At 63.2% G+C, this 11,833-nt stretch carries 14 protein-coding genes; 12 read left to right on the top strand and 2 right to left on the bottom strand.

Annotated elements, in window-relative coordinates:
• The first annotated feature begins 217 nt into the window (after positions 1-217).
• From ACOI6Z_RS20330 to phnP, 12 genes are all read left to right on the top strand, one after another.
• Positions 218-553: a zinc ribbon domain-containing protein YjdM gene (locus ACOI6Z_RS20330; RefSeq protein ID WP_023291672.1), complete on the top strand. Its 336-nt coding sequence runs from the start codon at positions 218-220 to the stop codon at positions 551-553.
• Between the two features lie 227 nt (positions 554-780).
• Complete coding sequence (gene yjdN, locus ACOI6Z_RS20325) at positions 781-1,215, top strand: VOC family metalloprotein YjdN (RefSeq protein WP_023291671.1); 435 nt, start codon at positions 781-783, stop codon at positions 1,213-1,215.
• 155 nt (positions 1,216-1,370) lie between these two features.
• Positions 1,371-2,096, top strand: a complete 726-nt coding sequence (gene phnF / locus ACOI6Z_RS20320; RefSeq protein ID WP_023291670.1) for a phosphonate metabolism transcriptional regulator PhnF — start codon at positions 1,371-1,373, stop codon at positions 2,094-2,096.
• Positions 2,097-2,549, top strand: coding sequence for a phosphonate C-P lyase system protein PhnG (phnG, locus tag ACOI6Z_RS20315; RefSeq protein WP_032454588.1), 453 nt, complete (start codon positions 2,097-2,099; stop codon positions 2,547-2,549).
• Positions 2,546-3,130: a phosphonate C-P lyase system protein PhnH gene (phnH, locus tag ACOI6Z_RS20310; protein WP_008807244.1), complete on the top strand. Its 585-nt coding sequence runs from the start codon at positions 2,546-2,548 to the stop codon at positions 3,128-3,130. Before phnG ends, phnH begins: the two co-directional genes overlap by 4 nt.
• Complete coding sequence (locus ACOI6Z_RS20305; protein ID WP_050533647.1) at positions 3,131-4,195, top strand: carbon-phosphorus lyase complex subunit PhnI; 1,065 nt, start codon at positions 3,131-3,133, stop codon at positions 4,193-4,195.
• Positions 4,188-5,036 (top strand): alpha-D-ribose 1-methylphosphonate 5-phosphate C-P-lyase PhnJ, encoded by an 849-nt coding sequence (locus ACOI6Z_RS20300; protein ID WP_002885202.1) that lies wholly within the window; start codon positions 4,188-4,190, stop codon positions 5,034-5,036. Before ACOI6Z_RS20305 ends, ACOI6Z_RS20300 begins: the two co-directional genes overlap by 8 nt.
• Positions 5,033-5,791: a phosphonate C-P lyase system protein PhnK gene (phnK, locus tag ACOI6Z_RS20295; protein WP_023291666.1), complete on the top strand. Its 759-nt coding sequence runs from the start codon at positions 5,033-5,035 to the stop codon at positions 5,789-5,791. Before ACOI6Z_RS20300 ends, phnK begins: the two co-directional genes overlap by 4 nt.
• A gap of 107 nt (positions 5,792-5,898) precedes the next feature.
• On the top strand, positions 5,899-6,579 hold the full coding sequence (gene phnL / locus ACOI6Z_RS20290) for a phosphonate C-P lyase system protein PhnL (RefSeq protein WP_023291665.1): 681 nt from the start codon (positions 5,899-5,901) through the stop codon (positions 6,577-6,579).
• Positions 6,576-7,712: an alpha-D-ribose 1-methylphosphonate 5-triphosphate diphosphatase gene (gene phnM / locus ACOI6Z_RS20285; protein ID WP_044525153.1), complete on the top strand. Its 1,137-nt coding sequence runs from the start codon at positions 6,576-6,578 to the stop codon at positions 7,710-7,712. Before phnL ends, phnM begins: the two co-directional genes overlap by 4 nt.
• Complete coding sequence (phnN, locus tag ACOI6Z_RS20280) at positions 7,712-8,275, top strand: ribose 1,5-bisphosphokinase (RefSeq protein WP_004206368.1); 564 nt, start codon at positions 7,712-7,714, stop codon at positions 8,273-8,275. Before phnM ends, phnN begins: the two co-directional genes overlap by 1 nt.
• A gap of 15 nt (positions 8,276-8,290) precedes the next feature.
• The gene (gene phnP / locus ACOI6Z_RS20275) at positions 8,291-9,049 is read left to right on the top strand and encodes a phosphonate metabolism protein PhnP (RefSeq protein ID WP_004206367.1); all 759 of its coding nucleotides are present in this window, start codon (positions 8,291-8,293) and stop codon (positions 9,047-9,049) included.
• 22 nt (positions 9,050-9,071) lie between these two features.
• Here the strand turns inward: phnP and yjdP are convergent, their stop codons facing one another.
• Both yjdP and ACOI6Z_RS20265 read right to left on the bottom strand, forming a co-directional pair.
• Positions 9,072-9,425, bottom strand: a complete 354-nt coding sequence (gene yjdP, locus ACOI6Z_RS20270; RefSeq protein WP_004206366.1) for a DDRRRQL repeat protein YjdP — start codon at positions 9,423-9,425, stop codon at positions 9,072-9,074.
• A 70-nt stretch (positions 9,426-9,495) separates the two neighbouring features.
• The gene (locus tag ACOI6Z_RS20265) at positions 9,496-11,781 is read right to left on the bottom strand and encodes an ATP-binding protein (protein ID WP_065813069.1); all 2,286 of its coding nucleotides are present in this window, start codon (positions 11,779-11,781) and stop codon (positions 9,496-9,498) included.
• Positions 11,782-11,833 lie beyond the last annotated feature (52 nt).

Here is an 11,833-nt window from a genome sequence, read left to right as displayed (position 1 = left end):
CCGTTTGCCCGGAAATTATTTCGTCGGTGTTGTTCCATCGCCGGCGGTTAATTTCAGCAATTATTCGGTTCTTCCCGGAATAGCGCCCCGGCTATTTTTTAGCAAAAAAACACCCGACAAAAGTGGGTGATTGCGCTATAATCATAGCCACTTTCGGCTCTCAGCCGCTGTTTAAAGGACCAACGTCCTGTTTTTCGACGACATCACGAGGAACGTCATGCAACTGCCACACTGCCCAAAATGCGATTCGACTTACACTTATGAAGACAACGGCATGTACATCTGCCCGGAATGCGCCCATGAGTGGAACCCTGCCGAAGCCACGGAAGAAAACGACGTTCTGATCGTTAAAGATGCCAATGGCAATTTACTGGCCGATGGCGACAGCGTCACGGTAGTGAAAGATCTGAAGGTTAAAGGCAGCTCTTCGATGCTGAAAATCGGCACCAAAGTGAAGAATATCCGTCTGGTCGAAGGCGATCACAATATTGACTGCAAAATTGACGGTTTTGGCCCGATGAAGCTGAAATCTGAATTCGTCAAAAAGAACTGATTTATTTCCGGGCAGGCGACGCGATTATTTTCCCCTATCGCCGTCGCCGCTCCCGATATCCTCACTGCCCTTCGCCTCCCTGCGCATCCGGTTATTTATCCCGCCAGCCGCCGCTATTTACGCTGCCGCCTGCAGCACTATTCCCGCCCCATTTTCGCGCTGCCGTCTGGCTCAATCCCGCTGTGGGCGACTACGCTTTACGGGTTACGGTCACTGAGGTATTCACCATGTCCTTAAGTCCCTACCTTGCCTTTGCGGGCAACTGCGCCGAGGCGATCGCCTTCTATCAGCAGACGCTGGGCGCCGAGCTGATGTTTAAAATGACCTTTGGCGAAATGCCGCCTTCGGCGCAGGAAGCCTCTGACGGCTGCCCGTCTGGCCAGAAGATGGCGGATGACGCCATCGCCCACGCCAGCCTGCGCATCGGCAACGGCGAGCTGATGCTAAGCGACAGCGCCTTCGGGCCCGATGTGCATTACGCCGGCTTCACCCTCGTCCTCGATCCCAACGATGTCGCTGAAGGCCAGCGCTGGTTCGACGCGCTGGCGGTCGGCGGGCGCATTGAGATGGCCTGGCAGGAAACCTTCTGGGCCCACGGCTTCGGCAAAGTCGTCGATCGCTTTGGCGTCCCATGGATGATCAACGTGGTCAAACAAGGCTGACCCCGCCAGGGCGGCCTGGCCGCCCTGTCATCCGTCTGGCATTAACTCTTCATCCTTTAGTCATCATCACTTAACAGAACTGCAACATAAACCGGTCAGGATCGGCTCACAACGCGAGGAGGCTCCTCGCCTATGCTGTGTGAGGCTTGATGACCATGCACCTGTCCAGACATCCGACCAGTTATCCCACGCGCTATCAGGAAATCGCCGCCCGGCTTGAGCAGGAGCTGCGCCACCACTATCGCTGCGGCGACTATCTGCCCGCCGAGCAGCAGCTGGCGACGCGCTTCGACGTAAACCGCCATACCCTGCGTCGGGCTATCGACCAGTTGGTTGAGCGCGGCTGGGTACAACGCCGTCAGGGCGTCGGCGTGCTGGTGCTGATGCGGCCGATCGATTACCCGCTCAACGCCCAGGCGCGGTTCAGCCAGAACCTGCTGGAACAAGGCAGCGATCCCACCAGCGAAAAACTGCTGTCGGTACTGCGCCCCGCCAGCGCGCACGTTGCCGAGGCCTTTGGCATTAGCGAGGGCGAGAATGTCATCCACCTGCGCACCCTGCGCCGGGTCAATGGCGTCGCCCTGTGCCTGATTGACCACTACTTTGCCGACCTGCGCTTCTGGCCGGTGTTGCAGACCTTCAGCCACGGCTCGCTGCACAACCTGCTCCGCGATCGGCTTGACGTCGAACTGACCCGGGTGCGTACCAAAATCAGCGCCCGTCGCGCGCAGGCGAAAGAGAGCAAGCTGCTGGAGATCCCCAATATGGCGCCGCTGCTCTGCGTGCGCACCCTCAACAGCCGCCAGGGCGAGCAGGCCGTCACCGAATACTCCGTCAGCCTGACCCGCGCCGACATGATTGAATTCACCATGGAGCACTGAATGCACTTCGATACCGCCACCCGCCAGCGCTGGATGTCCGTGCTGGCCCACAGTGAACCGCAAGATCTTCTGGCACGCATGCACGCCCTGCAGCTGGCGCCGGAGTATGAGCTGATCCGCTCTCCCGAGACAGGCCTGGTGCAGCTTCAGGCCCGGATGGGCGGTATCGGCGACCGTTTCTTCGCCGGCGACGCCACGCTCACCCGGGCGGCGGTACGTCTGGCCGATGGTACGCTCGGCTACAGCTGGATCTTAGGCCGCGACCGCCCGCACGCCGAACGCTGCGCGGCCATCGACGCCCTGCTGCAGTCGCCCCGCCATTTTCACAATTTAATGGAAACCCTGATAACCCCGCTGGAAGCGCTACGCAGCGCGCGCATTGAAGCCCGACGCGCCGAAGTCAACGCCAGCCGGGTCGACTTCTTTACCCTGGTTCGCGGAGATAACGCATGACCTTACAACCCGCTTTTACCCTGGCTGTGCAGGATGCCCAACACAGTTTTCGTCGCCTGCTGAAAGCGATGAGCGAGCCGGGGGTGATTGTCTCCCTGCAGCAGTTGCAGCACGGCTGGCAGCCGCTGAACGTCGCCTCCACCAGCCTGCTGTTGACCCTTGCCGATCACGAAACGCCGGTCTGGCTCGCCAGCGCCCTGCATAACGATCTGGTGGGACAGAATCTGCGCTTCCATACCGGCGCGCCGCTGGTGGACCAGCCGCAGCAGGCGGTCTTTGCGGTCGCCAATGACGGCATCAGCGCCGAGCAGCTCAACGTCCTCTCCGCGGGCACCGTCACCGCCCCGGAGACCGGCGTCACGCTGATCGTCCAGCTCGCCAGCCTGAGCGGCGGGCGCATGCTGCGCCTGACCGGGGCAGGCATTGCCGAAGAGCGAATGATCGCCCCTCAGCTGCCGGACTGCATCATTGACGAACTGACGGAGCGCCCGCACCCGTTCCCGCTGGGCATTGACCTGATCCTCACCTGCGGCGAGCGCCTGCTGGCGATCCCGCGCACCACCCACGTGGAGGTTTGCTAAATGTACGTTGCCGTCAAGGGCGGCGAGAAGGCGATCCGCGCCGCTCACGCCTTACAGGAACAGAAACGACGGGGCGATGGACGGCTTCCCGAACTGAGCGTTGACCAGATAAGTGACCAGCTCAATCTGGCGGTGGACCGGGTGATGACCGAGGGCGGCATCGCCGATCGCGAACTGGCGGCGCTGGCGCTCAAGCAGGCCAGCGGCGATAACGTCGAAGCGATCTTCCTGCTGCGCGCCTACCGCACCACCCTGCCGCGGCTGGCGATTAGCGAACCGATCGACACCGCCGGAATGCGTCTCGAACGCCGCATCTCGGCAGTGTACAAAGATATCCCCGGCGGCCAGCTGCTGGGCCCCACTTACGACTACACCCACCGCCTGCTCGATTTTACCCTGCTGGCAAACGGCGAAGCGCCTTCTGTGCAGCAAGCCGAGTGCGACACGCAGCCGACGCCGCACGTCTTTAGCCTGCTCACGCAGCAGGGGCTGGCGAAGGCCGAGGAAGATCGCGGCACACCGCCCGACGATATCACCCGCACCCCGCCGGTCTACCCCTGCTCGCGTTCTTCGCGCCTGCAGCAGCTGATGCGCGGCGATGAAGGCTACCTGCTGGCGCTGGCCTATTCGACTCAGCGCGGCTATGGCCGCAACCATCCGTTTGCCGGCGAGATCCGCAGCGGCTACGTGCAGGTGGAGATTGTCCCGGAAGAGCTGGGCTTTAGCGTCAATATTGGCGAGCTGCTGCTGACCGAATGCGAAATGGTCAACGGCTTCGTCGCCCCGCAGGATGAACCGCCGCACTTCACCCGCGGCTACGGTCTGACCTTCGGCATGAGCGAGCGCAAAGCGATGGCCATGGCCCTCGTCGACCGCGCCCTGCAGGCGGCGGACTATGACGAAGAGATTGCCGGTCCCGCCCAGGATGAAGAGTTTGTGCTGGCCCACGCCGATAACGTTGAAGCCGCCGGCTTCGTCTCGCATCTGAAGCTACCGCACTATGTCGATTTCCAGGCCGAACTGGCGCTGCTGAAACGCCTGCAACGGGAGAACGAACGTGGCTAACCCACTGACTGGCTATAACTTTGCTTATCTCGACGAGCAAACCAAGCGCATGATCCGCCGGGCTATTCTCAAAGCGGTAGCCATTCCCGGCTATCAGGTGCCGTTCGGCGGTCGCGAAATGCCGATGCCCTACGGCTGGGGCACTGGCGGCATCCAGCTGACCGCCAGCGTCATCGGCGAGAACGACGTGCTGAAGGTGATTGACCAGGGCGCCGATGACACCACCAACGCGGTGTCGATCCGCCAGTTCTTTAAGCGCGTGACCGGCGTCGCCACCACTGAGCGCACTGAAGACGCCACCCTGATCCAGACCCGCCACCGCATCCCGGAGACGCCGCTGGTGGAGGATCAGATCCTGATCTATCAGGTGCCGATCCCGGAGCCGCTGCGCTTTATCGAGCCGCGCGAAACCGAAACCCGCACTATGCACGCCCTGGAAGAGTACGGCGTGATGCAGGTGAAACTGTATGAAGATATCGCCCGCTTCGGCCATATCGCCACCACCTACGCCTACCCGGTGAAGGTCAATGGCCGCTACGTGATGGACCCCTCGCCGATCCCGAAATTCGATAACCCGAAAATGCACATGATGCCGGCGCTGCAGCTGTTCGGCGCCGGGCGCGAAAAGCGGATCTACGCCGTGCCGCCCTATACCCCGGTGGAAAGTCTCGATTTCGACGACCATCCGTTTACCGTCCAGGAGTGGGATGAGCCTTGCGCCATCTGCGGCTCGCGCCACAGCTACCTCGACGAAGTGGTGCTGGATGACAGCGGCCAGCGGATGTTTGTCTGCTCCGATACCGACTATTGCCGCCAGCAGAGCGAGGGGCAGAAAAAATGAGCCAGCCGTTACTTGCCGTCAATCACCTGACCCATCTCTATGCCCCGGATAAAGGCTTCCGCGACGTCTCCTTCGAACTGTGGCCGGGGGAAGTGCTCGGCATCGTTGGGGAGTCCGGATCCGGTAAAACCACCCTGCTGAAGGCGATTTCCGCCCGCCTGACGCCGCAGCGGGGCGAGGTGCTGTACCAGCAGCGCTCGCTGTACGCCATGAGCGAAGCCGAACGCCGCCGCCTGCTGCGCACCGAATGGGGGGTGGTGCATCAGCACCCGATGGACGGCCTGCGTCGCCAGGTCTCCGCCGGGGGCAACATCGGCGAACGGCTGATGGCCACCGGCGCCCGCCACTACGGCAACATTCGCGCCACCGCCGAAAAGTGGCTGCAGGAAGTGGAGATCCCGCCCTCGCGCATCGACGACCTGCCCACCACCTTTTCCGGCGGCATGCAGCAGCGTCTGCAGATCGCCCGCAATCTCGTCACCCAGCCGAAGCTGGTGTTTATGGATGAACCTACCGGCGGGCTGGATGTGTCCGTGCAGGCGCGGCTGCTTGACCTGCTGCGCGGCCTGGCGGTGGAGCTGAATCTGGCGGTAGTGATTGTCACCCACGATCTCGGCGTCGCCCGCCTGCTGGCGAACCGACTGCTGGTGATGAAGCAGGGCCAGGTGGTGGAGAGTGGCTTAACCGACCGGGTGCTCGACGATCCGCATCACCCTTACACCCAGCTGTTGGTGTCGTCGGTATTGCAGAACTGACGCTGTTTTGCCGGGCGGCGGCGGCGCCTTACCCGGCCTGCAGATACGTTATTCGTAGGCCGGGTCAGCGAAGCGCCTCCCGGCAACTCAACCCCGTGAGGGCTAACATGATCCGCGTTGAAAACATTCATAAAACCTTTGTTCTGCACCAGCAGCACGGCGTGCGTCTGCCGGTGCTGGCCGACGCCTCGCTGACCGTTAACGCCGGGGAGTGCGTGGTGCTCCACGGCCACTCCGGCAGCGGCAAATCGACCCTGCTGCGCTCGCTGTACGCCAACTATCTGCCGGACAGCGGCCATATTCATATCCGCCACGGCGACGAATGGGTCGATCTGGTCACTGCCACACCGCGCAAGGTGCTGGAAGTGCGTCAAACCACCATCGGCTGGGTCAGCCAGTTTCTGCGGGTGATCCCGCGCATTTCGGCGCTGGAGGTGGTGATGCAGCCGCTGCTCGACCTCGGGACGCCGCGTGAAGCGAGCGCCGCCAAAGCCGCCCAGCTGCTGACCCGCCTTAACGTTCCCGAACGTCTGTGGCATCTTGCGCCGTCGACCTTTTCCGGCGGCGAACAGCAGCGGGTCAATATCGCCCGCGGTTTTGCGGTCGACTATCCGATCCTGCTCCTCGATGAACCCACCGCCTCACTGGATGCCAAAAACAGTGCTGCCGTGGTCGACCTGATCCACGATGCCAAAGCGCGCGGCGCGGCCATCGTCGGGATTTTCCATGACGAAGGGGTACGCCGCCAGGTCGCCGACCGGCTGCACCCCATGGGAATGACAGCATGATTATCAATAACGTAAATCTGGTTCTCGATGACGACGTGGTACACGGTTCGCTGGAAGTCCAGGGCGGTCGCATTCTCGCCTTCGCGGAAAGCCAGAGCCGGCTGCCGCAGGCGCTGGATGGCGAAGGCGGCTGGCTGCTGCCGGGCCTTATCGAACTGCATACCGATAACCTCGACAAATTCTTTACCCCGCGACCGAAGGTGGACTGGCCGGCCCACTCGGCGATGAGCAGCCACGATGCAATGATGGTCGCCAGCGGCATCACCACCGTGCTCGACGCCGTGGCGATTGGCGACGTGCGCGATGGCGGCGATCGTCTTGAGAATCTGGAGAAGATGGTCAATGCGGTGGAAGAGACGCAAAAGCGTGGTCTTAACCGCGCCGAGCACCGCCTGCACCTGCGCTGCGAGCTGCCGCATCACACCACGCTACCGCTGTTTGAAAAGCTCATTGACCGCGAGTCAGTGAGCATGGTCTCGCTGATGGATCACTCCCCGGGCCAGCGCCAGTATGCCGATCGCAGCAAGTACCGCGATTACTATCAGGGAAAGTACCATCTGACGCATGACGAGATGGATCGGTTTGAAGCCGAGCAGATGGCCCTGGCCGCCACCTGGTCGCAGCCCAATCGCCAGACCATTGCCGCCATGTGCCGCGCCCGCCGTATCGCCCTCGCCAGCCACGACGACGCCACCGAGGCGCATGTGGCTGAATCCCACCAGTTGGGTAGCGTGATCGCCGAGTTTCCTACCACCCTGGCCGCGGCGCAGGCTTCACGTCAGCACGGGATGCACGTCCTGATGGGGGCGCCGAATATCGTGCGCGGCGGTTCCCACTCCGGCAACGTCGCCGCCCACCAGCTGGCGAACCACGGTTTGCTCGACATTCTCTCTTCCGACTACTACCCCGCCAGCCTGCTGGATGCCGCATTCCGCATCGCCGACGCCGAGGATAACGCCTTCACCCTGGCGCAGGCGATCCGTCTGGTCAGCAAACATCCGGCGCAGGCGCTGGGCCTTGACGATCGCGGCGTCATCGCCGAGGGGAAACGCGCCGACCTGGTGCTGGCGCACCGTCGCGGCGAGCATGTCCACATCGACCATGTCTGGCGCCAGGGAAGGAGGGTCTTTTAATGCCGGGGAAACTGATTTGGCTGGTGGGGCCCTCCGGCTCCGGTAAAGACAGCCTGCTGGCGGCGCTGCGCCAGCGCGAGCACCCGCAGCTGCTGGTGGCGCATCGTTACATTACCCGGCCCTTTAACGCCGGTAACGAAAACCATATCGCCCTCAGCGAACATGAATTTTTTACCCGCGCCGAGCAGCATCTCTTTGCCCTCAGCTGGCACGCCAACCATACTTACTATGGCATTGGCGTGGAGATCGACCTCTGGCTGCACGCCGGCTTCGACGTGGTGGCCAATGGCTCCCGCGCCCATCTGGCGCTGGCGCGGGAACGCTACGGCGAGGTGCTGGTGCCGATCTGTCTCGCCGTCTCGCCGCCGGTGCTGCGCCAGCGGCTGGAGCAGCGCGGCCGGGAAAATGCGGTGGATATCGCCCAGCGTCTGGACCGCGCCGCGCGCTATAAGCCGGACGATTGCCTGACGCTGAATAACGACGGCAGTCTCCGACAATCGGTCGATGAATTTTTCCGCCTGCTGCGCAGCCACGCGGTGCGCGAAGCGGATCCGCTGGTATAAACCAAAGGTGACACGATGAGCCTGACCCTCCGCTTAACCGGCACCGGCGGCGCTCAGCTGGTGCCGGCCTTTGGCTGCGATTGCGCGGCCTGCCGCCGCGCCCGCCGCGAGGAAAGCCATCGCCGACGCCCCTGCAGCGGGGTGGTGACGTTCAACAGCGCAGTGACGCTGCTGGACGCCGGCAGACCGGATCTGATGGAACATCATCCCGCCGGCAGCTTTCAGCAGGTGCTGCTAACCCACTATCACCTGGATCATGTGCAGGGGCTGTTTCCGCTGCGCTGGGGCGTGGGCGCGCCGATCCCGGTCTACGGCCCGCCGGACGACGCCGGCTGCGACGATCTGCTCAAGCACCCCGGCCTGCTCGACTTCAGCCATACCGTCACGCCGTTTGTGGTGTTTGAGCTGCAGGGCCTGCGGGTAACGCCCCTGCCGCTCAACCATTCGAAGCTCACCTTCGGTTATCTGCTGGAGTCGGCCCACAGTCGGGTAGCCTGGCTCTCGGATACCGCCGGGCTGCCGGACAAGACGCTGAAGTTTTTACTCAGCAACCGCCCGCAGGCGATGATCATCGACTGCAGCCATGAGCCGCGGGCGCAGACCCCGCGTAACCATAACGATTTCAATACCGTTCGCGCCCTTAACCAGGCGATAGGCTGTCCGCGGGTGATCCTCACCCATATCAGCCATCAGTTTGACGTCTGGATGATGGATAACCCGCTACCGGAAGGTTTCGAAGCGGGTTATGACGGGATGGAAATCGTGCTGGATTAGGCGTCGGTCTGCTGCGGGGCGATCAATAGTCATCGTCCAGACGACGCTGATCGCTTTCTAACTGGCGGCGATCGCGATCGAGCTGGCGCTGGCGTTCATCCAGCTGACGGCGGCGATCGTCCAGCTGGCGTTGCCGATCGTCATGCTGACGCTGGCTGTCACGGCTCTGCTGGCGACTTCCCTGATAGCGCCCGTCATCATACCGGCCATCGTCATCGTATCTGTCGTCGTCATCAGAGCGACTGCTACCCGGGTTATAGGCGTCGTTAATGGCTTGCTGAATATTGCCGATCGCGTCATCGATAATATCGGCGCGGGCGGCCAGGCTGGTCAGCGACAGAGTGCAAAAGAGCAGTGCGATTGCGTAACGTTTCATCGGGGCCAATCTCATCAGAGTCCTGCCGCTACCTTAATCATCGGCATGCCGCCCGGGTAGCGGAGGAATCTCAAATCCTCGCGTACGCTGCACTCAGCGCCTGCGCCAGCTGGGTGCGGGTAAAGGGCTTACGCAGCCACTCCACCTCCGGCAGGGCCGGGTTCTGCGCCGGGCGCAAATCCTGACCGCTGATCAGCAGCACCGGCAGCGCCGGAAAGCGGCGTCGGGCGGTATGGATCACATCGGCGCCGCTCAGCGCGCCGGGCAGCATCAAATCGCTGATCAACAGGGCGATATCCGGCGAGGCCTCCAGCAGCTGCAGCGCCTCTTCCCCGCTGGCGGTTTCCAGCGTCAGCCAGCCCAGCTGATGCAGCTGTTCGCACAGCGTCTGGCGAACATCCTCTTCATCCTCCAGCACCAGCGCCAGCCGCTCTCCCGCCGGGATGGGTTCGTCTTCCACCGGCGCCACCGCCTTCCCGACCTCGGTCATCGCCCGGGGCAGCTGCAGCCGCACCGTCGTCCCCTGCCCCGGCGCGCTCTCCAGCGCCACCCTGCCGCCCGACTGGCGCACAAAGCCATACACCATCGACAGCCCCAGGCCGCTGCCGCTGCCGGTGGCTTTGGTGGTGAAGAAGGGTTCAAACACCCGGGCTTTCACCGCCTGCGACATGCCGCTGCCGTGATCGATCACCTCCAGGGCCACCATATCCTGCCGCTGGCCGCTGCTGCGAGTGACCCGCTGATTCCAGGTGCGAATTTTAATGACGCCCGTGCGCCCGGCCATGGCGTCGCGGGCGTTCATCACCAGGTTGATCAGGGCGTTTTCCAACTGGCCGACGTCTATCCATGCCGGCCATGCCGGCGACTGCGCCTCAATCTCCAGGCTCAAGGTCGCCGGCAGGGAGTGGCGCATCAGCTCGCTGAGGTTCTCCAGCAGCGGCGCCATCGCCACCGCCTGGGGATGCAGCGCCTGCTTGCGCGAAAAGGCCAGCAGCCGCTGGGTCAGAAGCGCCCCGCGTTCCGCCGCCTTCAGCGCCCTGGTGAGGCGCGGCGCATCCTGCGCATTCGGCTCCACCAGCTCAAGGCTGCCGATGATCACCGCCAGCAGGTTGTTAAAATCATGCGCCAGGCCTCCGGTCAGCTGGCCGACGGCCTTCATCTTCTGGCTGTGCAGCAGCGCCTCCTCCAGCTCCTGGCGCTTAATCCGATCGATCTCCATTTGGGTGGTCTTCTCTTTCAGCAGCCGGGTGGTATGCTCCAGCGACGCCGTATTGCGGGCGAAAACGTTAAAGGCGCGCGCCAGTTCGCCCAGCTCGTCGCGCCGCTGCAGGGCCGGCACCGAGACGTTCGGCTCTCCCTGAGCCAGCCGCGACATCGCCCGCGAGATAGCGGTCAGGTTAGAGCCCAGGTTACGGTAGATGTACCACCCGGCGCAGCCGGTGATCGCCAGCGCCAGCAGCGCGGAAAGCAGAATAAACATGCTGATGGAGCGCAGCTCCCGATGGCTCTGCGCCGCCCGCTGTTCGGAGGCTTCCGCCACCCGGGTCACGTACTGATTGATGTCGTCGTTAAGTAGCGCGACCAGCGCTTTGATGTGGTACATGTACCAGCTGATCGTCAGGTCGCTCTCCTCCAGCTGGGCCGACAGCGGGGCAAGTTTCGCCAGCTCCCGGGTGACGTCGGGGAGAACAAACGCCAGCGCGGGATCGGCGCTATGGGCCGGCAGGTCGCCGCGCAGCTGGTCGAGCTGCAGGACGATCGACCGCGGCGTGACGGTATGGATCGCGGCGACGATCAGCCGGTCCATCTCGGCCAGCCGGCGAGGATCGATCGCCCGCTCCCCGCCGCGATCGTTAAGATCGGCGAGATGGCGCAGGTTGCTCTGATTCTGGTAAAGCGAACTCAGCAGCGCATTGCGCTGCAGATGGCGGCGCTGGCCGCGCTCCAGCATCTCCGCCACGCTCTGCTGCAGCGCGTTGCTGCGGCGAATAATACTGGCCACCAGCGCCTGCTCCTGCTGCGCCAGCGGGGCCGCCGCCAGCTGGGCCAGCGAGTGCTTCAGCGCCTGCTGCGTCGCCAGCAGCCGTTCCGCTTCGCTTTTGTACTCCAGCGCGCCCACCACCTGCGACAGGCGCACCGCGGCCGTGGCGACATTCGCCGTGTCCCGCGCCAGATCCATACTGCCGCGCATATCGTTGAGGGTCTGGCGCTGCACCTGCTCCTGCAGCTGGCTGGCGTGGTGAAAGCCGAACACCGCCACGCCGCTCACCAGCAGGGTGACGACCACCATCAGCAGATTAAAGGAGAGCAGGCGGCCACGGGCGCTGGTGAAAAACGGGTGTCGGCGAGCGGTCATAGCAACTCCGGTGAAGGAACGGTCGGCATATAGGCGTGACGGTGCAGAAAAT

This window comes from Klebsiella sp. C239 (assembly GCF_048822715.1).
GTDB classification, from domain to species: Bacteria; Pseudomonadota; Gammaproteobacteria; order Enterobacterales; family Enterobacteriaceae; genus Klebsiella; species Klebsiella quasipneumoniae.
The sequence above is the reverse complement of the archived record's forward strand: the minus strand, read 5'-3'. Positions and strand labels throughout refer to the sequence as shown.

Coding starts and splice junctions, on each gene's coding strand:
- ACOI6Z_RS20330 (WP_023291672.1), top strand. CDS start 218: ATGCAACTGCCACACTGCCCAAAATGCGATTCGACTTACACTTATGAA.
- yjdN (WP_023291671.1), top strand. CDS start 781: ATGTCCTTAAGTCCCTACCTTGCCTTTGCGGGCAACTGCGCCGAGGCG.
- phnF (WP_023291670.1), top strand. CDS start 1,371: ATGCACCTGTCCAGACATCCGACCAGTTATCCCACGCGCTATCAGGAA.
- phnG (WP_032454588.1), top strand. CDS start 2,097: ATGCACTTCGATACCGCCACCCGCCAGCGCTGGATGTCCGTGCTGGCC.
- phnH (WP_008807244.1), top strand. CDS start 2,546: ATGACCTTACAACCCGCTTTTACCCTGGCTGTGCAGGATGCCCAACAC.
- ACOI6Z_RS20305 (WP_050533647.1), top strand. CDS start 3,131: ATGTACGTTGCCGTCAAGGGCGGCGAGAAGGCGATCCGCGCCGCTCAC.
- phnK (WP_023291666.1), top strand. CDS start 5,033: ATGAGCCAGCCGTTACTTGCCGTCAATCACCTGACCCATCTCTATGCC.
- phnL (WP_023291665.1), top strand. CDS start 5,899: ATGATCCGCGTTGAAAACATTCATAAAACCTTTGTTCTGCACCAGCAG.
- phnM (WP_044525153.1), top strand. CDS start 6,576: ATGATTATCAATAACGTAAATCTGGTTCTCGATGACGACGTGGTACAC.
- phnN (WP_004206368.1), top strand. CDS start 7,712: ATGCCGGGGAAACTGATTTGGCTGGTGGGGCCCTCCGGCTCCGGTAAA.
- phnP (WP_004206367.1), top strand. CDS start 8,291: ATGAGCCTGACCCTCCGCTTAACCGGCACCGGCGGCGCTCAGCTGGTG.
- yjdP (WP_004206366.1), bottom strand. CDS start 9,425: ATGAAACGTTACGCAATCGCACTGCTCTTTTGCACTCTGTCGCTGACC.
- ACOI6Z_RS20265 (WP_065813069.1), bottom strand. CDS start 11,781: ATGACCGCTCGCCGACACCCGTTTTTCACCAGCGCCCGTGGCCGCCTG.